The sequence below is a fragment of the Luteimonas fraxinea genome, from assembly GCF_021233355.1.
GTDB classification, from domain to species: domain Bacteria; phylum Pseudomonadota; class Gammaproteobacteria; order Xanthomonadales; family Xanthomonadaceae; genus Luteimonas; species Luteimonas fraxinea.
Genome location: NZ_CP089507.1, coordinates 1,285,612 through 1,304,868, shown reverse-complemented (window position 1 = coordinate 1,304,868; position 19,257 = coordinate 1,285,612). Strand labels below are relative to the sequence as shown.

Sequence of the window (19,257 nt, the reverse complement as noted above, 5' to 3'; positions counted from 1 at the left end):
TCAAGGATGACCCGCTACCGACGCGATCACACGCCAGGCGCCACCTGGTTCTTCACGGTCAATCTCGCCGATCGGCGGCAACGCCTGCTCGTCGAGCGGATCGCCGTGCTCAGAGCTGCGTTCGCATCCGTTCGCGAACGGCATCCCTTCAAGATCGAGTCGATCGTGGTGCTGCCGGACCATCTCCACGCGATCTGGACCCTGCCGGCAGACGATGCGGACTATCCGCTGCGTTGGCGACTGATCAAGGCAGCGTTCTCGCGGGGCCTCGATGCGGGTGAGCCTCGATCACGGAGCCGGGCGTCGGCTGGCGAGCGTGGCGTCTGGCAGCGTCGGTATTGGGAGCACCGAATCCGGGACGAGACGGATTTCATGCGCCATGTCGATTACATCCATTTCAATCCGGTGAAGCACGGACACGTGGCGTGTGTCGTGGATTGGCCGTGGTCGAGCTTCCATCGATATGTGCGGCGCGGCGTCCTGCCACCTAGCTGGGCGGGAGATGCATCCGACGCGAACAATTCTGGCGAACGGAAACAGCTTGGCCGTTCCGGTTTGCAGGTGATGGGTTTCGCTGCGCTCTACCCATCCTACAAAGGCATGGCGGCGCGACCGTAGGATGGGTAGAGCGCAGCGAAACCCATCAATGCCATCTCGCAGTGATGCGAAACTCAGGCGTACTCGTCCAGCAACCCGCGATTGCGCAGCACCGGCGCCGGCGTCGATGTCGCGACATTCGCGCTCGCGCCCTCATCGCCGAAGCCGGTACCGCCGAAGCCCAAGGCACTCTGCCCCTGCGACTGCGGTGCGTTCTGCTGGCGCTGGCCGACATCGGCCTGACCGAGCTGCAGGCCATGCTGACCGAGCATCTCGCGCAGTTTCGGCAACGTCGCTTCCAGCGCCTGGCGTACGTCGGCGTTGGCGCTGGCGAATTCGGCCGAGACGCGGGTGCCGTCGAGCTGGATCTTCAGATCGATGCGGCCCAGGTGTTCGGGATTGAGGCGGATCTCGGCATGACCGAGTTTCTGCTCCGCGGCCCAGGCCACGCGGGCGCCGAGGGCGTCGTCGAAGCCGGCGTCGAGGTCGGTGGGCATCTGTACCGGCGGCATCACCGTCGACGGCGCGCTGGGTCCGCGGGTGGAGCCGTGTACGGCGAGCGGAACGCCGGGCGGCAGCGACTCGAGGCCATCGATCGCGCCGGCATCTTCGCGTTCGACATCCTGCGATGCGGCGAGTGCGATCTGCGCTGCCGTCGCAGCTGCGATCGGTGCAGCAACCGCAGCGGTTTCGTTCGCGCGCGGCATCGCGGGCAGTTCGGACAGCAGCGATGACAGATCGATCGCGCCTGCACCGGCATCGGGTGTCGCGGCGGGGGGTGCGTTCGCGATCGGCAGCGCCTGCGCGGGCAATACGGGTGCGCGCATGCCGGCGAGCAGATCGGCTGCGTCGGTCGCTGGCGTCGATTCAACGGGCGCAGTCGGCGGCGCGAGGCCGGACAGCAAGGCGAACATCTGCTGCGACAGCGTATCGTCCGGCGACACGGCGACGACATCGCGCTCACTCATTTGCGGCAGCGTCGGCAGCAACGCGGCGGCATCTGTCGGCAGCGCGAGCAATGCGGGATCGATCGCCGCGGTCTCCATAGGCACGACCAGACGCGCATCGAGCCGCGCTTCGATCGGCGTCGCGTGTCGCGTCGTCGGCACACCGGGTTGCACGAGCGGCGACGGGCCGCCGGCGGTCAGCATCGGGTTCATGGGGGCATTCGGGTCGACGGGAACGGGGCGCGTGGTCGGCGCATCACCACCCATCTGCAGGGCGGCTGCGAGATCGGCCGCGACGCGTGCGAAATCGGTGCCGATCGCGTCCGGCGCGACGCCGGTACGTGCGGGCGTAGCAGTCGCGGCGACCGCCGGTGTCGCGGCGAAGAGATGCAGGGGCGACGAGCCGCTCATGCCACGTCCTCCGCGGTCGCGGCGTTGCGCGGACGGCGGCCGCCGATCTCGTCGAGTTCGCGCTGGGCCTTGGCCTGTTCGACCTTGGCTTCCTGCGCGCGGTAACTGTCGGCGAGCTTTTCCAGCACCAGCGTTTCGCGGCTGGCGAGCATCAGACGCGCGCGTTCGACATCGCTGACCTGGCGGCTGTGATCGACGATGCCGGCCTGCTGCACGACCGCGGCATTGAGGCGCTCGCGGAACGCCATGCGGTTGACCAGCAGCGCCGGCGAGATGCTGACCGAGCCGGGCGACGCAGCGTATTCGTCGGCGTAGCGGCGCAGCGCTTCGAGGCGATCCTGTTGCTCGCGCACCACTTTCTCGCGCTCGGCGACGCGGCGCGCGGCCTCGTCCTGGCGCTGTTGCACCACCTTGATCAGCGGGTCGAGTCGTTGCGAACGCATGGTGATCAGGTCCCGTGGGTCGGGTTGAGCGGAAAGGGTTGACCGGCGGCGTCATCGAGCAGGCGTGCGAGTGCGTCGCGGCTGGCTGGCACGTCGGCGGATTCGCGCACGTCCTGGCCGAGGAAATGCTGGATCGCGGGCCAGCGCTGCAGGGCTTCGTCGACGGTCGGATCGCTGCCGCGCTGGTAGGCACCGATCGCGATCAGATCGCGCTGCGCGCCGTGCGCTGCCATCAGGCGCTTGAGCTTGCGGATGCGCTCGCGCCACGGCGCGTCGGTGATGTCCTGCATCACGCGGCTAACCGACTGTTCGATGTCGATCGCCGGGTACTGGCCGGACTCGGCGATGCGACGCGTCAGCACGATGTGGCCGTCGAGGATCGCGCGTGAGGCGTCGGCGATCGGTTCCTGCTGGTCGTCGCCTTCGGTGAGTACGGTGTAGAACGCGGTGATCGAGCCGTGCCCGTCGGCGCCCATGCCGGCGCGTTCGACGAGTGCGGGCAATTTGGCGAACACGCTCGGCGGATAGCCGCGCGTGGTCGGCGGCTCTCCGACCGACAGGCCGATCTCGCGCTGCGCCTGGGCGAATCGCGTCAGCGAATCCATCAGCAGCAGCACGTCGAGGCCCTGGTCGCGATACCACTCGGCGATCGCGGTCGCGCGCAATGCGCCGTGCAGGCGTGCGAGCGGCGGCCGGTCGGCTGGTGCGGCGACGACGACGGCGCGGCGCAGGCCTTCTTCGCCGAGTGTGGCCTCGACGAAATCGCGCACTTCGCGGCCACGTTCGCCGATCAGACCGACGACGATGACGTCGGCCTGGGTGAAGCGGGTCATCATGCCGAGCAGGGTGGATTTACCCACGCCGGAGCCGGCGAACAGACCGACGCGCTGGCCACGACCGATCGGCAGCATCGCGTTGATCGCGCGCACGCCGACGTCAAGCGATTCTTCGATCGGCTGGCGCGACAGCGGATTGATCGGCGTGCCGGCGAGCGGCACGTAGCTCTCGGCGCGGATCGGACCCTTGCCGTCCAGCGGTTCGCCATCGTTGTCGATGACGCGGCCGAGCAGGCCTTCGCCGACCGCGACCTCGCCCTTGCGACGCGTGCTGAGCACGCGCGCATTCGGCAGCAGGCCCTGCAGATCGCCGGTGGGCATCAGAAAGGTGCGGTCGCCGGAGAAGCCGACGACTTCGGTATCGACCCAGCGGTCGCCGGACGTGGCGACACGGCAGCGCGAACCCAGCGGCGCCGTGCAACCGGAGGCTTCGAGCGTCAGCCCGACCGCGCGACGCAGCACGCCTTCGCGCACCAGACCGCGATATTCGACATCCGGCGTCGCGCCGCGCAGGCGTTCGGCCAGGCGCAGACTGCGCGCGCCATGCCAGCCGGCGAGTGTGTCGTCGTGCGCGGCGATCGCCGTCGCCTGCATCGCCGGGCTCATCATCATGGCGCGTCGCCTTCGTCGGCCTGCAGCGTGTCGAGCACGGCCTGCATGCGCGCGGCGACGGTGCCGTCGATGCGAACGCCTTCGCTGTGCAGACGCAGTTCGCCGCGGCCGAGCGACGGATCAGGCGTCACGCGCACACCGGCGAGGCCTGACAGATGTGGCGCGAGCACGTTGAAGTCGTCAGGCTGCAGACGCAGTTCGATTTCGCGCGTGGCGCTGCCGACCGCGTCGAGCGCTTCGCGCACCAGATCGGCGAGCAGGGTGGGATCGGCGGCATAGGCGCGACCGACCAGCGCACCGGCGATGCGCACGGCGAGGTCGGACAGTGCATCGGTGACTTCGCCGTCCAGCCGCGCGAGCGGTCGGGTGAAGCCGTCGAGCACGCCCTGCAGTTGCGCGATGCGGCGCTGGATTTCGGCCTCGCCCGCAGCGAGACCGGCGGCGTAACCGGCCGCGTGGCCGTCCTGCTGCGCGGCGTCGCGCAGTGCTTCGATCTCGGCGGCGGTCGGTGGGCGCGGCACGTCGGCGGCGCGCGGCACCGCACGCGGCGCTTCGCCGAAACCCGGTGCGATCCAGCGCTCGGCGTTGTCCATGTTGATCGCGACGGCGTTCAGACGAAGTCCTCCGAACGGGTCTGCAGCGTGATGTCACCGGACTCGGCCATCTTGCGCACCTGCGCGAGGATTTCCTTCTGCGCGGCTTCCACTTCGGCCAGACGCACCGGGCCTCGTGATTCCATGTCGTCGATCAGGATCTCGGCCGCGCGCTGCGACATGTTGCCGGTGACCTTGGTGCGCACGCGCGGATCGGCGCCACGCAGCGCGAGCGCCAGCGTGTCGGACGACACCTCGCGCAGGATCGCCTGCATCGTGCGGTCTTCCATCGTCGCCAGATTGTCGAAGGTGAACATCAGATCGCGGATCTCGTCGCCCAGCGCGCCGTCGGCTTCGCTGATCGACTGCAGCAGCGCTTCGTCGCTGCCAGCGTCCATGAAGTTCAGGATGCTGGCCGCGACCTTGGCGCCGCCGACGACCGCGGGCTTCGCGGTCTGGGTGCCGGAGAACTGGCGCGCCATCACGTCGTTGAGTTCGGTCAGCGCGTGCGCGGGAATGCTGTCGAGCGTGGCCACGCGCATCAGCACGTCGCCGCGCAGCGCTTCGGGCAGGCACTTGAGCACTTCCGCGCCCTGGTCGCCGTCGAGATGCGCGAGCACGATGGCGATGATCTGCGGATGCTCGTGACGCACGAGATCGGCGATCGCCTTGGGTTCCATCCACTTCAGCGCGTCGAGGCCGGGCGTGTTCTGGCCGGTCAGGATGCGGTCGATGACGCCGCTGGCGCGTTCTTCGCCCAGCGCCTGCATCAGCACCGCGCGCACGTACTCGTCGGCGCCATCGCCGATCTTGGCCGGCTGGGTGATCACGTCGGCGAACTCGCCGATCACGCGCTCGACGGTGCGGTGCGAGATGTCGCCGACGGTCGCCATCGCGACGCCGAGCTTCTGCACGTCCTTGGCATCCATGTGGCGCAGCACTTCAGCGGCCTGCGCTTCGCCGAGCGAGAGCAGCACGACGGCGGCGCGCTGGGTGCCACTCAGGGAGTCGGATGCATCAGCCATCGGAAGCCACCATCTCGCGCACGACCTGGGCCACGCGCTTGGGATCGGCGCTCGCCGCGTCGCGCGCGGTCCGCAGGTTCTGGTCGAAGCCCGGCGCCGGCGGCAGCGCGGGCTTCGGGGAATAGGCGGGCGAGAGCTTGACCGGCACGTCGTCGTCGTCGACGACTTCGGCGGTCACGGTGCCGAGGTTGTTGCTGCCGGCACCGGCGCCCGCGGGCACGAGTTCGCTGCCCGCGGCGCGCTGACGTGTGCCGATCAGCTGACGGAAGGCGGGACGCAGCACGAACACGATCACCAGCAGCACGGCAAGGCCGCCGAGCACCATGCGCGCGATCTGCAGCATCTGCGGGTCCTGCCAGATCGGCGGGCCGGCCGGTGTTTCGATCGCTTCGCGGGCGAACGGTGCGTTGACCACCGACACCGCGTCGCCGCGCTGCGCATCGAAACCGATCGCCTGCTGCACCAGGGTTTCGATGCGGGTGATTTCGGCTTCGTTGAGCGGACGCGCGGCGACCGCTGCGCCATCGGCGCCCGGCGTGCCGGCGACGTTGTCGACCAGCACCGCGGCAGTGACACGGCGGATGCGCGGCACGGCCTGGCGGGTGTGGGTGAGCGTGCGATCGATCTCGTAGTTGCGCGTCGAACTGCGGCTGCCCGGACCGGTGGCCGTGGCCTGCGCGGTCTGCGTCGGCGGGTCGGCGGGATTGGTGGTGTTGGCCGCGTTGGGCGTGTTGGCGACGGCGCCGGGCACGCCCTGCGCGGGCGTGGTCGCGCCGAGGTTGCCGCTTTCGGAGAGCTGCTCGCTGCGCACGATCGCCGCCTGCGGACCGTAGGTTTCGCTGGCCTGCTCGGTGGTCGCGAAGTCCATGTCCACGCTGACCTTGGCGCTGACGCGGCCGGGGCCGGTCATCGGCGCCAGCAGTTCCTCGATGCGCTGCACGTACAGCGCTTCCTGGCGGCGCTGCTGTTCGAACTGCTTGCCGGTGATCGCTTCGGCGCTGTCGGGATCGGGATTCGACAGCAGGCGACCGAACTGGTCGACGACGGTCACGCGCTCGGGCGAGAGGTCCGGCACGCTGGACGCGACCAGACGCTCGACCGCATCGATCTGGCTCTGCTCCAGCGCCTGGCCCGAATGCAGCTGCAGCACGACCGACGCGCTGGCCGGCTCGTTCTGGCGGGTAAAAGCGGACGGCTTCGGAATCGCGAGATGCACACGCGCTTCGCGCACCGGGCGCAGATTGGAAATGGTGCGTGCGAGTTCGATTTCCATCGCGTGCTGGTAGCGCGCGTTCTCGACGAACTGGCTGGTGCCGAAACCCTGATCGCCCTGCAGCGATTCGAAACCGGCCGGGCCGGCGGCGGTCAGACCGGCAGAGGCCAGCGCCATGCGCGCGGCACCGGCCTGGTCGGCGGGCACCGACAGGCCACCGGTCGCGGCGTCGAGGCGCACCGGAATCTGCGCAGTGCGCAGCGTGTCGGCGGCCTGGCTGGTCGACTTGGCGTCGAGGCCGGCCGAGACCGTCACGAAGTCCGGCTTCTGGGTCCAGAAGAACAGCCACAGGCCCAGCGCGATGGTCGCCGCGACCAGCAGGAACAGGCCCGCCTGGCGCACGACCGGAATGTCCTGGAAACGGCCGAGGTCGCGCAGTGCGGCGGCGGCCTTCGGAAGTCCTGAGTTGGGAACGGGGACGGCGCTCATGGGCGGGAATTCGGCAGTCGGAAATGAAGGTGGAAGAGCGGGGCGGAACGGTCAGGCGTGTCGCACTTACACCGGCATGTTCATGACGTCCTGGTAGGACTGGACGAGGCGGTTGCGGACCTCGACCGTGGCGCGGAACGCGACCGACGACTGCTGCATCGCGACCATCGTGCGGGCGAGATCCGCGCGCGGATCGCCGAGTTCGAACGCGGTCTGCATCGCACTGCTGTGGGCCTGGGTCTGGCTGACCTTGTCGATCGCGCCCGACAGCAGCTCACCGAATCCCGGTGCCTTCGTACCGCTGTCGACGCGGCCCAGCTGGGCGTTGCCGAGACCGGTGTCGATCGCATTGCTGTTGCCGACATCGCCACGCGCGCGGGTTTCGTGCGCACGGATCTGGCTGAGGATCGAAGAAATGGCGTCGGTCATCGGGGTGGCTTCGCAGCGGCTCTACGCTGTTCAGGCAATTCCCGTGCCAGCGGCTCGTCAGAAACCTGCCGCAGCTGCCGTGGTGGTGTCGGCTTCGCGGTCGATGCCGTACTTGCGCAGCTTCTCGACCAGCGTCGTGCGACGCAGGCCCAGCAGCGGCGCCGCATGTGCGACGACGCCATTGGCCTGCGCGAGTGCGGCGCGGATCAGCTGCAGTTCGATGGCGGCGATGTGGTCGCGCAGATCGATGCCTTCGCTGGGCAGCGCATCGAACGATGCCGTCGTCATATCGACACCTGCGTTCGGCATCGCCGGTGACGGTGCGGCGACGAGACGAGCGATCGGCGCTTCCGGTTCGGCGATCTGGCGCAGCACCGGCGCTTCGTCGAGCAGTTCGCCGGTCGGCATCGCTGCGCGGTAGCGCGGCGGCAGATCCATGGCGCGCACGGTGCCGGCCGGGTGCAGCACGGCCAGACGCTCGAGCAGGTTCGACAGTTCGCGCACGTTGCCCGGCCAGCGGTGACGTTGCAGCGTGGCGACGGCGTCCTGCGACAGCGTGACCTGGCCGCGGCCCTGCTCGGCCTGCTGGCGCGAGATCGCCGCGATCAGCGACGGCAGATCCTCGGTGCGCTCGCGCAGCGCCGGCAGTTCGATCGGAAACACGTTGAGGCGGTAGAACAGGTCCTCGCGGAACTGGCCGTTCTCGATGCGCGATTCCAGATCGCGATGGGTCGCGGCGATCACGCGCACGTTGCACTTGATGGTGCCGGTGCCGCCGACGCGTTCGAAGCAGCGTTCCTGCAGCACGCGCAGCAGCTTGACCTGCATCGGCAGGCTCATGTCGCCGATTTCGTCGAGCAGCAGCGTGCCGCCTTCGGCCATCTCGAAGCGGCCCTTGCGCTGGGTCAGTGCACCGGTGAACGCGCCCTTCTCGTGGCCGAACAGTTCGCTCTCGAGCAGATCGGCGGGAATGGCGCCGCAGTTGACGGCAACGAACGGCTTCTCGCGACGGGCGGAACGCTCGTGCACGGCGCGCGCGGCGACTTCCTTGCCGGTGCCGGACTCACCGAGGATCAGCACGGTGGTGTCGTGCGGGGCGACCTGATCGATCATGCGGTTGAGCGCGACGACGCCGGCGCTGTGGCCGGTCGGGCCGCTCTGCGGGCGCGCGGCGCGTGCCTGCGCTTCGGCATGGTTGATCGCCGCGCGCTGCAGGCAGTCCTGCAGCTGGCTGCGGCGCAGCGGGAAGTCGAGCGACCACACCGACTGGCGGTGCAGGCGCGAACGCCACGCGGCGTCGGGCGCATGGCCCGGCAGTTCCAGTACCGGCGGGTGCAGCGACTGCTTCGACAGCCACGCGGCGAAGCCGGCGAGCTCGGCCTCGTCGATGTCGCCCACGACCACGGCCAGCCAGTCCTCGGCGCGCGCACGGGTCAGGTCCAGGTCCTCGAGGCCGGCGACGATGCGCGGCGTGTACTCCATGAACTCGAGCAGCGTGGCGACGCGCTCGGCGCGCTCCATGTCCTGTTCGATCACGAGGATGCGGGCGGTGTTCATCAGGCAGCGACCTGCAGGGCGACGACGGGACGGTTGGAGTGGCGGGCCTTGGCGGGACCGATCGACAGCTGGTCGCGATACTTGGCGACGGTGCGGCGGGCGATGCGCACGCCCTGGCGGGCGAGGATGCCGGCGATGACGTCGTCGGCCAGCGGCGCATGGCGCGGCTCATCGTCGATCAGGCGCTTGACCATCGCGCGGACCGCGCTGCCCGACACGTCGGCGCCTTCCAGGCGCACCGCGAACAGGCGCTTGAGTTCGATCGTGCCGCGCGGGGTCTGGATGTACTTGCCGGCGACGATTCGCGAGACGGTGGATTCGTGCACGCCGATCGCATCGGCGACTTCGCGCAGGGTCAGCGGCAGGATCGCCTCGTCGCCCTGTTCGAGAAAACCGCGCTGACGCTCGACCAGCAGCTGCGCGGTGCGGAACAGGGTGTCGTTGCGCATCGCCAGGCCGCGGACCAGCCAGCGGGCCTCGTCGAGCAGACCGCGCAGCACGCTGTGGTCGCTGCCGGCGAGCGCGCGCTCGCAGTGCGCGCTGATGCGCACGCGCGGCGTGGTGTGACGGCCCAGCGCGACGCGCCAGGCGCCACCGGCGTGCCAGGTGACGACGTCGGGAATGATGTGGCTGTCCTCGATCGACGCCGGTGCTTCGACCGGATGCGCGCGCAGCGACAGGATCAGGGCGACGGCATCGCGCACCGCGGTGACATCCACCGACAGCGCGGCGGCGAGCGCGGCATCGTCGTGCGCGGCCAGCAGGCCGACGTGATCGGCGAGGATGCGCAGCGCCAGCGAACGGGCGTCGGAGGGGGCGAGCACGCGCAGCTGCGCGGACAGGCACTCGGTCGGATCGCTCGCGGCCATGCCCGGCCATTCGCCGTGCAGCAGACGCTGGCGCGCGATGTTCAGATCGTCGCCACGGCCCGGGAATTCGGTCTCGCCTTCGGCCAGCAGCTCGACGAGCGACTGCTCGAGGTAGCCGTTGTCGTCGCAGCGATCAAGCCAGAACGCGGCCAGCGGCAGATCCTTGGCAGCCCAGTCCAGCGCGAGGCGCGCGAGCAGGCGCTGGCGCATGTCGGTGGACTCGCCGTCGGCGATGCGCGCGGTGGCGTCGTCATCGAAACCGCCGGCGCTGCCGTTGCTGCCCATGCCCGACAGGAAGGCCGGCTCGGGCAGTTCGTCCCAGGCCGCGGCTTCGAAGCCGGCGATATCGGATTCGGGGGTCTCGGTGTCCAGCTCCGGCTCGTCCTGTTCGAGCAGCGGATTGCGCTCGAGGGTCTGCTGGAGTTCGGTGGCCAGCTGCTGCGAGGTCAGCTGCAGCAGGCGGATGGACTGGAGGAGTTGCGGCGTCAGATTGACGCCTTGCGCCATCCCGGCGCGAAGAGTGCCCTTGATCACTTCGAATCCCCTCGGCCGACACCCCGTCAGCCAGTGGAGATATCGTGAAGTCGGGATGTCGGCGCACGAATCGGGGCAAACCCGGCGCCTATTCAGGGCGTACCTGTAGGTGTGTAGGGGCGGCCCTGACTTTGTGTCGTGAAAATGACGTGAAAACCATGTGAAGTGACGCGGAATGACGCGGCGCGTCACGTGTGATGGCGATCACAAGTCGGGTTTTCGGCGCTTTTCGCGTGCAGTTCGAATTGACGGACGCATCTGGCAAGACGCGTGCCGCGGGACTCCATGTAGGGGTGGCCCGCCTGCAACCCGCCCGGAGGATGGGTTTAGCGCAGCGAAGCCCGGCGAAACGCCGGTGCTGACGCCTGGAAATCGGCTTGGTTAGGTGAGAAACACCCGTCGCAACGACGCGTTTCCGACGCCATCGATCTGCAGGCGCCGCGCGATGGGTTTCGCTGGGCTCGACCCGGCCGCAAACGCGCTTTGGTGCCTCTCAGGGCCGATCGTGGTGCCGCATCGCGATGCGCAGCAGTTCGCCGGCATTCCGGCACCCGAGCGCTTCCATCATCCGCGAGCGGTGGGTTTCGACGGTCTTGATGCTGATCGCCAGATCGGCGGCGATCTGCTTGGTGCTGCGGCCGGCGCCGAGGGCGTTGAGGATCTCGCGCTGCCGTCGCGGCAGGTTTTCGACATCGCCCGGCGCCCGCTCGGCGCGATAGCTGCGCAGCTGTGGCGCGGAGACCTGCGGACTGAGGAAGGTGCGGCCGGCGGACGCGGCGCGCAGGGCAATTTCCAGCTCCGCCGGCGGCGCATCCTTGACCACGTAACAGAGCGCGCCGCGCGACAGCGCTTCGCGGACGTGCAGCACGTCTTCGTGCATCGACAGGATCACGACCTGGCTCTCGGGCACGGCCAGCCGCAGTTCGGCCAGCGCATCGAATCCGCTGCGGCCCTTCAACGAGAGATCGAGGACCACGATGTCGGGCAGCGTCTGACGCGCGCGCATGACCGCGTCGTCGGCGTTGCCGGACTCTCCCACCACTTCGACGCCGTCCATTGCCTCGAGCAGACGGCGTACGCCCGCGCGCACCAGCGCATGGTCGTCGCAAATCAGTACCCGAATCACGTCCGTGACCCCACTCCTTGTGTCCCCCGGTCTGTACCTTAACGAAGATCAAGACCGTGCGACAGGCTGGACATCACGTGCGGAGTGCGATCAACGTCGGCGAATCTCCGCAACCTCGCGGCGATGGATGCGGAACACGTGGCGTTCGAGCGCGTCCGACAGCGAGGGCGACAGCGGTCCGAAGCACAACCAGACACGCGTGACCTCGCCGTCGCCGGCGGCGCTCGCGATGACCGTCGCCGGCACCATCAGCGGCGTCGGCAACCAGTCGCTGGCCGACATACGGAACGTGCCTTCGGTGCCGACCGCGAACGCGCCGCGCACCTGCACCTCGGCGCCCCGCGCCGACCACACCAGGCCCACGGGCGCGTCGAGTGCGCCTTGCGCGGCGGCGAAGCCGGTCATCAGCAGGGTCAACACATCGAGCTTGGCTTCGAGCCGCAGCAGCGCGGGATCGGCCGGATGCTCGGGATCCTCGACACGCGGCGCTCCGTCGTCGATGACCGCGAGGCCGCGTAGCAGGGCTTCGCCCTGCAGCGCCAGACGATCGCGGCTGGCGTCGTCCAGCGCGCCGGGCAGGAAGGTTGCCGAGCGCGTTTCGTGCAAGGTGAGGATGTCGCCGAACAGCGCCTCGTGCGCCTGCTCCGGCGTCAGCGTCGGAAGATCGACCGCACTCATGCGAGTGCCCGCAGCCAGGCGTTGGCGCCGCGGCGTCCATGACCCAGACGCGCGAGTTCTTCAGAAGCCGCATCGCGGGCGCCGCGCAGTTCCTCGATCAGTACGCCATGCGCGGCCAGCAGGTCCAGCCAGGGCTGGCGCGCGACGACCTTCAGATCGACCTTGGCCAGCGCGAACACGATCTCGCCGTGATGCGAATCGAGCAGCGCCGCAGCGGTGTCCCAGTCTTCGGCGGCGATCGCCGCGCGGACATCCTTGACCGGCAGGTCGGGTACGCGATCGAGCGCGGGCGGCTGGGACGACATCGTTCAGTCCTTGGGTGCGATCTGGCGCCAGGCGCCTTCGATGTCGCCGAGGATGTCATCGATCTCGCGCAGCGGCGAGGCATCGTTGTTGAGGTTGGCTTCGAGCAGGCGACGCTGGCAGTAGTCGTACAGCGCCGAGAGTCCATCGGCGATCTCGCCGCCGGCTTCGAGATTCAACGAGCTGTTGAGGCCGCCGATGATCGCGCAGGCATCGGTGATCGCATGCGCCTTGCGCGGCACGTCGCCACGTTCCAGGCAGGCCAGCGCCAGACGGATGCGCTCGCGCGCGGTCGACAGCATGATCGCGATCAGCTGGTGCGGGCTGGCATCGAGCGCCGCACTGGCGGCGCCGGTCTGCTTGTACTGGTTGGCGAGATTGCGCGCGTGCATATTCATTCTCACGAGGCACTCGTCGAGGACGAGAGTTGCTGGGTCAGGAAGTTGCTGCTGCTCTGGAGCTTGGTCACCAGCGTGTCCAGCGCGATGAACTGCGCCTTGTAGCGCGCCTCGGCCAACGACATGCGCCGGTCAAGTGCGTCGCGCTGCTGGGTCAGGTTCTTGGTGCGCTGGGTCAGGCTTTCGTCGCGGGTCTTGAGCGGACCGTCGAACGCGAGCAGATCGGTCATCTGCTTGTTGATTCTGGTGCCGAGCGTATCGCCGGCGCCGAACACCTTGCCCACGACTGCGGGATCTTTGGCGACCGCCGCGGTGAAGTCGGCCTCCTTCAGCGTCAACTTGCCGTCCTTTGCGATCTCGATCCCCATGGCTTTGAGCTGGGTAACATCGCTGCCGACCATATCGCGCAGCTGGCGCGTCATCCCGCGGACCATCGCGTCGCCGTTGAGCGCTGCAGCGGTCTTCGTGGTTTCGTTGTAGGACGTCAGGCTGGTGATCGTCGACAGCGCGGCGTTGTATTTCTCGACGAACGTCTTCACCGATGCCAGCTGGGCCGCGGTGTCGATGCCGACAGTCATCTGCACAGAAGTGCCCGGCTTCGCTTCGGTCAGGGTGAAGCTGATGCCGGGCAACAGATCGGTGATGGTGTTGGAGGCGCTAGTGCGGATGATGCCGTCGAGAACGATCACCGCATCCTCCGCGGCAACCAGTTGCGTCATGACACCTGTGCCGGTGCCGGTGCCGTCGTAGGTCAGCTTCGCGAGGCCACCGTCGCCGCCGCTCGCACTGACCGTGATCTCATTTGCCTTGCCGCTGTCGACCGCGCCCAGAACCAGGCGCGCACCGCCATCACCGTTGACCAGCGTGGCCTGCACACCTTTGCCGGCCGCCTTCGCATTGATCGCATCGCGGATGTCGGCCAGCGAGTTCTTGCCATCGACGATCTCGATGTCGAACTGGTGCGTGCCGGCGGAGATCGACAGCGTGCCGGTGCCGACTGCTTTGGCTGCTTCAGTATCGAGCGGCCCCGATGCGAGCTTCTGCGCGCTGGCAAGTTGCTTCACTTCGACCTGGAACTGGCCGGACGGGGCGCCAGACGCGGCAGACGCAGTGAACGCGCCTGTGGTCGACAGGCCCACGGTACGCGGTTGCGAAGAGGCAGGTGTCGACAGCGTGCGGATCGCGGACTGCAGGGCCGACATTGCAGAGCGAAGTGTCGCGACTGCGGACACCTCGGACTTGATCTTGGTTTCGGTCCGCGCGAGACGGTTGTCCGCGACCGCACGCTCGGCGGCGACCAGTTGCTGCGCTGTCGTCGCCGGATCGAGGCCGGATCCAACGGTGCCCAGGCCGGCCATCAGCGATGGCCTCCAGCCCGCGACACGCCTGCGCGCGCCGGGCGACCGGTCTGCTGCATGGCGATGTCGAAGTCTGTGGTCATGACGGCCCTGTCTGGCGATGAAGATGAGACGGATCGAGTCGTGTCGCCCTGTTCCGCTGCGGCCGCGGCATCGAAGCCGCAGCGGAACAGGGCGTGGCGAGAACGCCACGCCCCGGTGTTGCGATCAGCGGATCAGGCTGAGAACGTTCTGCGAGCTCTGGTTGGCCTGGGCCAGCATCGCGGTACCGGCCTGCTGCAGGATTTGGTTGCGGGTCAGCGCAGCCGATTCCTTGGCGAAGTCCGCGTCCTGGATGCGGCTGCGGGCGGCCGACAGATTCTCGGAGTTCACCGACAGGTTGGAGACGACCGAGCTGAAGCGGTTCTGCACGGCGCCGAGGTCGGCGCGGGTGGAGTTGACCGAAGCCAGGTAGCCGTCGACCGCGGTCAGCACATTGTTGGCACCGATGGTGCCGGCGTCGAGAATGTTGATGCCGCCAGGCGTGCCCGGAACTGCGTCCACGGCATCTACCGCATCCGATCCAACCACCGGCGGAGTTGCGTCCGGATCAGCCGGAACGGCCGGAATAGCAGGACTACCCGGCGTGCCAGCCACTGCAGCGGTGTTGGCCGCCCCGAAAAGCGTCGCGAGGTTCGACAGGCTGATCTTGATCTGGTCGTTCTCGGTTGCATTGGCGCCGACCTGGATCGTCACTTCGCTGGCACCCGTACCGGTGGTCGCGAACAGCTTGGTGTCGTTGAACTTGGTGTTCTCGAGAACGCGCGCGATTTCCGAGCTCAGCTGGGTCGCTTCGGCCTGCAACGCGGTTTTGTCGGTGTCGCTGTTGGTGCCGTTGGCGGCCTGCACGGCCAGCTCACGGATGCGCTGCAGGTTGTCGCCGATCGAGGTCAGCGCGCCTTCGGCGGTCTGCGCCAGCGAGATGCCGTCGTTGGCGTTGCGTGCGGCCTGGTCCATGCCGCGGATCTGGCTGGTCATGCGCTGCGAGATCGCGAGGCCGGCGGCGTCGTCCTTGGCGCTGTTGATGCGCAGGCCCGAGGACAGGCGCTGCAGGGAGGTGGCGAGATCGTTGCCGGACGCGCTCAGGTTGCGCTGGGCGTTGAGCGACATCACGTTGGTGTTGATGACTTGGGACATGGAAGCTCTCCTGGAGGTTGGGTCCGGCGGCGACGAGGGGCCTTGCCGGTTCCGCAGGGTGTTGGCCGGGATTGGCCCTCGCCGCTGCTGACATGGATAACGGCACCCCCGGGGGATCCTTTAGGGCGGATCGCGAAATATTTTTCGGCGATCGGCTGGAAAGGCTGTTGTCGGAGCGGGGAAGGTGATAGGCGGGCGTCGTTGCAGCTGATGCGCGCGCGTTCGATTGGACGCAGGCGTGCGTCGTGCGCGTTGACGCTGCGTAGGATGGGTAGAGCGCAGCGAAGTCCACCGTGGCGATGCCTGTGGCTCGCGACGACTTGGGGCGGGAAGTCGGGGTTCGCTTGAGCGTCAGCCCTCACCCCAACCCCTCTCCCAGAGGGAGAGGGACTACGAAGCAAACGCTCGCGATATCCGAACCCCTCTTCCAAAGAGAGAGGGGCTACGAAGCAAACGCGCGCGATACCGAGCCCCTCTCCCTCTGGGAGAGGGGTTGGGGTGAGGGTAGACGCCGCGTTACAGCAGATCGAAGATCGACATCTGCTGCACCTTGATCAGCGTGCGTTGCGCGGCTTCGAGTGCAGTCGACTGCAATGCGAGACGACTCGCGGCCTCCGTCGGATCGACGTCGCGCAGGTTCGACAGCATCGTTTCCAAGCCTATACCGTAGGCGCCGCGACCGTCCTTCGCGTCGTCGAGTGCGGCGAGGCGCGTGCCGGTGTCGCTGCGTGCGGACAGGAAGTGATCCTGTGCGCTGCTGATGTCGCCGAGTGCGGCCTGGATCGCGTTCTGTCGCGTGGCTTTCTCGGCAGCCGTGATCGCCGGCGCGTCGAGTGCGTCGGCCAGGGTTTCGATCGTCGCGAACACGTCCTGCGTCGGTGCCTTCGCGATCGTGAACGTGTCACCGGCCGCAGGCGCGCCGCTGAGCGTCATCTGGATGCCGGCGGCGGAGATCGACGTGCCTGCGACGTACGGCCCGCTGGCGACCACGCCGCCGGCATTGTCGCGAAGCTCGTAGGCATCGGGCGCGGTGAAGTGCACGGTCAGACTGCGGCCGCCCCAGGTCGCGGTGTTGGTGACCGCGCCACTGCCGATCACGCCGCTGCCGGTGTTGCCGGCGCCCGCGGTCGTGCGGCTCAGGCCGTCGCCGGTGCGGATGCGCAGGAACAGGTCGCTGCCGGGATCGGTATCGCCGACGCGCAGACCCGGCGCGACTTCGACCTGATTGCGGCCGTCGTCGCCGATGTAGCTGACACCGCCATTCGCATCGACGACGAACGGCGACACGCCGTCGCGCGATCCCGCGAACAGGCGATTTCCGGTGCCATCGTCGCGATTGCCGATCGCGATGATCGCGTCCTTGATCTGCCGCAGTTCGCCGGCGATCGAGGCGCGATCGGCATCCGACAGCGCGCCGTTGCCGGCCTGCACCGTCAGCTGCCGCGCACGATCGAGCTGCGTGCCGACATCGGTCAGCGCCTGCTCCTGCGTGCGCAGGCGGTGTTCGATCAGCGCCGAGTCCTTGTCCTGTTGTTCCAGCGTCGACAGCGCGTGTTCGAGGCGCTTGGCGTTCGCCATGCCCGACGGATTGTCGGCGCCGTTGATGAGTTTCTGCTGCGTGGTCAGTTCGAGCTGCGCGCGCGCGACGTTCGACTGCTGACGCAGCAGCGCCGACAGGCCCTGCTGATGGATGCCGGCGGTGGACAGGCGGAGTGTCATGGCAGGCCCTTATCGACTGACCGAGACCAGCAGGGTCTGGAACAGCGTGTCGGCGGTCTTGAGGACCTGCGCCGCCGCCTGGTAGGCCTGCTGGTACTTCATGAGATTGGTGGCTTCCTCGTCGAGGTTGACGCCGCTGACCGATTCGCGCTCGGCGGTGACCTGCGCATCGATCGCCTGCTGCGCTTCGAGTCCGAGCGAGGCATGGCGCGCTTCGACGCCGGCCTTGGCGACGAGTTCGCTCAGGCCGACGGTCAGCGAGACCGTGCCGCCATTGAGCGTGCCCGCGGTATCGAGGCCGGAGAACACGAGTGCATTGGCGTTGCTCGAAGAGCGCGCCGGTGTGCGGCCGAGGGTGAAGCCGTCGCCGGGCGACGGCGTGCCGGCGAGCGTGATCGACCACGCGCCGTCGGGATCGCTGATCGGGCTGCCCGGCGTCCACGTGAACGGACCGGCGCCGTCGACCGTGTACTGGGTGCTGTCGAGGAATTCGATGCTCGCGCCGTTGAAGCCGGCGAAGGCTGAGGCATTGGTCACGCTGGTCGAGGCGACGCGCGCGTTCCCCAGATTGCCGAGATCGCTGGTCGACGTCATCGCGCTGGCGGCGGCGATCTTCGCCGGGTCGTTGAACGCGAGTTTCAGACTGCCGGCCGCGTCGGCGGTCGGGCGCAACGCGAAACGATCGCCGGCGGCCGCGCTGCCACTCATCACCAGCGACACGCCCTCGACCACGAAGGGATCGGCCGCGGTGCCGCTGCCGGTCATCGCGACCGGCGCGCCATCGCTGCGCTGCGCGGTCCAGCTGCTGCCGTCGAAGCGCAGGGTCAGGTCCTGGCCCTTCAGCGCGCCCGCATCGGCGATGCCGGTCTGGAACGCGGCCGAGCCGGTGTTCGCCGCGTTGCCGGCGATGCGCGGCGGCGAGAAGGTGAAGAGGTCGGCGCCGACATCGCCGTTGTAGTCCACGCCCGCGCGCTGCGCGGCGTTGAACTCGGTCGCGAAGACGGTGGCGAGACGGCCCAGCTCGTTGCGCGCCGGATCGAGCACGCGGCCACGGAACTCGAGCAGGCCGCCGAGCGATCCGGAGACATTGCTGTCGGCCAATCGCACCGGCGTGCCGTTGCCGGTGTCGAGGCCCAGCTGCATTCGGTCGGGCTGATACGGATCCTGCAGCGTGGTCAGCGTCGACGCCTTGGCGCCGAGCACCAGCGGCTGGCCGCCGAGGGTGAACACGTTGAGCGAGCCGTCGTCGGCCTTGATGACGCTGGCGCCGGTGAGGTTGGCGAGCTTGCCCACGCGCAGGTCGCGCGCATCGAGCATGTCCGGCGTGGCCGACGGGCCGCTCGCGGCAATCGCCTTGTTGAGGTCGGCGATCTCGCGCATCAGCTGGTTGGCGTCGCCGATCTTGCCGGTCAGGCTGGCATTGGTTTCGGCTTCGATCGTCGACAGCTGCGTGTCGAGCGAATTCCAGCGCGTGGTCAGCGCCTGCGCCGCAGCCAGCAGCGCACTGCGCGCCGTCGTGGATGTGGGATCGGCAGCAACGCCGCGACTGGCATTGAAGAATGCATTGAACGGCTGCGACAGACCGGTCGAGCCGTCGGAGAACAGGCTGTCCACGCGCGTCGCCATCGACGACAGGCTGGCCAGTCGACCGACCTCGCCGCTGCTGTCGATCTGGCGGCCGAACACCAGGCCATCGGCGAGACGCTGGAGGCGCGCGACATCGACGCCCTGGCCGATGTAGCCGCCACCGGCCTGCGGCGTGCCCGCGCGCGCGGCCATGTCCACACGCTGGCGGCTGTAGCCCTCGGTGGTGGAGTTCGCGACGTTGTGGCTGATCGTGCCCAGCGCGCGCTGGAACGCGAGGAGGGCGGAACTGCCAGTGGAGAGCATGCCGGTCATCGGAATCCTTTAGTACCGCGGCCCGGTCGACCTGCGGTTGCCGAG

The 19,257-nt window shown here is 68.5% G+C and carries 18 protein-coding genes; 1 reads left to right on the top strand and 17 read right to left on the bottom strand.

The features are described 5' to 3' along the window. Window positions 1-6: 6 nt before the first annotated feature. A complete protein-coding gene (locus LU699_RS05885; RefSeq protein WP_232134095.1) occupies window positions 7-618 on the top strand; it encodes an REP-associated tyrosine transposase in 612 nt (203 codons plus the stop codon). Window positions 619-671: 53 nt separating this feature from the next. Here the strand turns inward: LU699_RS05885 and LU699_RS05880 are convergent, their stop codons facing one another. The 17 genes from LU699_RS05880 to flgK all read right to left on the bottom strand — a co-directional run bounded on the left by LU699_RS05880 (window position 672) and on the right by flgK (window position 19,212). After that, complete coding sequence (locus tag LU699_RS05880) at window positions 672-1,955, bottom strand: flagellar hook-length control protein FliK (protein ID WP_232134096.1); 1,284 nt, start codon at window positions 1,953-1,955, stop codon at window positions 672-674. Continuing rightward, complete coding sequence (fliJ, locus tag LU699_RS05875; RefSeq protein WP_232134097.1) at window positions 1,952-2,398, bottom strand: flagellar export protein FliJ; 447 nt, start codon at window positions 2,396-2,398, stop codon at window positions 1,952-1,954. Before fliJ ends, LU699_RS05880 begins: the two co-directional genes overlap by 4 nt. A gap of 5 nt (window positions 2,399-2,403) precedes the next feature. Then, window positions 2,404-3,840, bottom strand: a complete 1,437-nt coding sequence (gene fliI, locus LU699_RS05870) for a flagellar protein export ATPase FliI (protein WP_425491106.1) — start codon at window positions 3,838-3,840, stop codon at window positions 2,404-2,406. 2 nt (window positions 3,841-3,842) lie between these two features. Beyond that, window positions 3,843-4,439 carry a FliH/SctL family protein gene (locus LU699_RS05865; protein WP_232134098.1) on the bottom strand — a complete coding sequence of 199 codons (597 nt, stop codon included), beginning with the start codon at window positions 4,437-4,439 and terminating at the stop codon, window positions 3,843-3,845. Window positions 4,440-4,456: 17 nt separating this feature from the next. Then, the gene (gene fliG / locus LU699_RS05860) at window positions 4,457-5,443 is read right to left on the bottom strand and encodes a flagellar motor switch protein FliG (RefSeq protein WP_232134743.1); all 987 of its coding nucleotides are present in this window, start codon (window positions 5,441-5,443) and stop codon (window positions 4,457-4,459) included. Window positions 5,444-5,456: 13 nt separating this feature from the next. Beyond that, window positions 5,457-7,166, bottom strand: a complete 1,710-nt coding sequence (gene fliF, locus LU699_RS05855; RefSeq protein ID WP_232134099.1) for a flagellar basal-body MS-ring/collar protein FliF — start codon at window positions 7,164-7,166, stop codon at window positions 5,457-5,459. 66 nt (window positions 7,167-7,232) lie between these two features. Next, window positions 7,233-7,595, bottom strand: coding sequence for a flagellar hook-basal body complex protein FliE (fliE, locus tag LU699_RS05850; RefSeq protein ID WP_232134100.1), 363 nt, complete (start codon window positions 7,593-7,595; stop codon window positions 7,233-7,235). A 57-nt stretch (window positions 7,596-7,652) separates the two neighbouring features. Next, window positions 7,653-9,152, bottom strand: a complete 1,500-nt coding sequence (locus LU699_RS05845) for a sigma-54 dependent transcriptional regulator (RefSeq protein ID WP_232134101.1) — start codon at window positions 9,150-9,152, stop codon at window positions 7,653-7,655. After that, complete coding sequence (gene rpoN, locus LU699_RS05840; RefSeq protein WP_425491105.1) at window positions 9,152-10,552, bottom strand: RNA polymerase factor sigma-54; 1,401 nt, start codon at window positions 10,550-10,552, stop codon at window positions 9,152-9,154. The genes LU699_RS05845 and rpoN overlap by 1 nt, the downstream gene beginning before the upstream one ends. Before the next feature lie 496 nt (window positions 10,553-11,048). Next, complete coding sequence (locus LU699_RS05835) at window positions 11,049-11,678, bottom strand: response regulator (protein WP_232134745.1); 630 nt, start codon at window positions 11,676-11,678, stop codon at window positions 11,049-11,051. Between the two features lie 93 nt (window positions 11,679-11,771). Beyond that, window positions 11,772-12,359 (bottom strand): PilZ domain-containing protein, encoded by a 588-nt coding sequence (locus LU699_RS05830; RefSeq protein WP_232134102.1) that lies wholly within the window; start codon window positions 12,357-12,359, stop codon window positions 11,772-11,774. Further along, on the bottom strand, window positions 12,356-12,664 hold the full coding sequence (locus tag LU699_RS05825) for a hypothetical protein (RefSeq protein ID WP_232134103.1): 309 nt from the start codon (window positions 12,662-12,664) through the stop codon (window positions 12,356-12,358). The genes LU699_RS05830 and LU699_RS05825 overlap by 4 nt, the downstream gene beginning before the upstream one ends. 3 nt (window positions 12,665-12,667) lie before the next feature. Further along, entirely contained in the window at window positions 12,668-13,060 is a 393-nt protein-coding gene (gene fliS, locus LU699_RS05820) for a flagellar export chaperone FliS (protein WP_232134746.1), read from the bottom strand. 2 nt (window positions 13,061-13,062) lie between these two features. Continuing rightward, window positions 13,063-14,418, bottom strand: a complete 1,356-nt coding sequence (gene fliD / locus LU699_RS05815) for a flagellar filament capping protein FliD (protein WP_232134104.1) — start codon at window positions 14,416-14,418, stop codon at window positions 13,063-13,065. Window positions 14,419-14,625: 207 nt separating this feature from the next. After that, window positions 14,626-15,594, bottom strand: a complete 969-nt coding sequence (locus tag LU699_RS05810; RefSeq protein WP_232134105.1) for a flagellin N-terminal helical domain-containing protein — start codon at window positions 15,592-15,594, stop codon at window positions 14,626-14,628. Window positions 15,595-16,110: 516 nt separating this feature from the next. Then, window positions 16,111-17,313, bottom strand: coding sequence for a flagellar hook-associated protein FlgL (flgL, locus tag LU699_RS05805; RefSeq protein ID WP_232134106.1), 1,203 nt, complete (start codon window positions 17,311-17,313; stop codon window positions 16,111-16,113). Between the two features lie 9 nt (window positions 17,314-17,322). Further along, window positions 17,323-19,212 (bottom strand): flagellar hook-associated protein FlgK, encoded by a 1,890-nt coding sequence (gene flgK / locus LU699_RS05800; RefSeq protein WP_232134107.1) that lies wholly within the window; start codon window positions 19,210-19,212, stop codon window positions 17,323-17,325. Window positions 19,213-19,257 lie beyond the last annotated feature (45 nt).

Coding starts and splice junctions, on each gene's coding strand:
- LU699_RS05845 (WP_232134101.1), bottom strand. CDS start 9,152: ATGAACACCGCCCGCATCCTCGTGATCGAACAGGACATGGAGCGCGCC.
- fliJ (WP_232134097.1), bottom strand. CDS start 2,398: ATGCGTTCGCAACGACTCGACCCGCTGATCAAGGTGGTGCAACAGCGC.
- LU699_RS05830 (WP_232134102.1), bottom strand. CDS start 12,359: ATGAGTGCGGTCGATCTTCCGACGCTGACGCCGGAGCAGGCGCACGAG.
- LU699_RS05880 (WP_232134096.1), bottom strand. CDS start 1,955: ATGAGCGGCTCGTCGCCCCTGCATCTCTTCGCCGCGACACCGGCGGTC.
- LU699_RS05865 (WP_232134098.1), bottom strand. CDS start 4,439: ATGGACAACGCCGAGCGCTGGATCGCACCGGGTTTCGGCGAAGCGCCG.
- fliF (WP_232134099.1), bottom strand. CDS start 7,166: ATGAGCGCCGTCCCCGTTCCCAACTCAGGACTTCCGAAGGCCGCCGCC.
- flgL (WP_232134106.1), bottom strand. CDS start 17,313: ATGACACTCCGCCTGTCCACCGCCGGCATCCATCAGCAGGGCCTGTCG.
- fliS (WP_232134746.1), bottom strand. CDS start 13,060: ATGAATATGCACGCGCGCAATCTCGCCAACCAGTACAAGCAGACCGGC.
- fliD (WP_232134104.1), bottom strand. CDS start 14,418: ATGGCCGGCCTGGGCACCGTTGGATCCGGCCTCGATCCGGCGACGACA.
- flgK (WP_232134107.1), bottom strand. CDS start 19,212: ATGACCGGCATGCTCTCCACTGGCAGTTCCGCCCTCCTCGCGTTCCAG.
- fliE (WP_232134100.1), bottom strand. CDS start 7,595: ATGACCGACGCCATTTCTTCGATCCTCAGCCAGATCCGTGCGCACGAA.
- LU699_RS05885 (WP_232134095.1), top strand. CDS start 7: ATGACCCGCTACCGACGCGATCACACGCCAGGCGCCACCTGGTTCTTC.
- LU699_RS05825 (WP_232134103.1), bottom strand. CDS start 12,664: ATGTCGTCCCAGCCGCCCGCGCTCGATCGCGTACCCGACCTGCCGGTC.
- LU699_RS05810 (WP_232134105.1), bottom strand. CDS start 15,594: ATGTCCCAAGTCATCAACACCAACGTGATGTCGCTCAACGCCCAGCGC.
- fliI (WP_425491106.1), bottom strand. CDS start 3,840: ATGAGCCCGGCGATGCAGGCGACGGCGATCGCCGCGCACGACGACACA.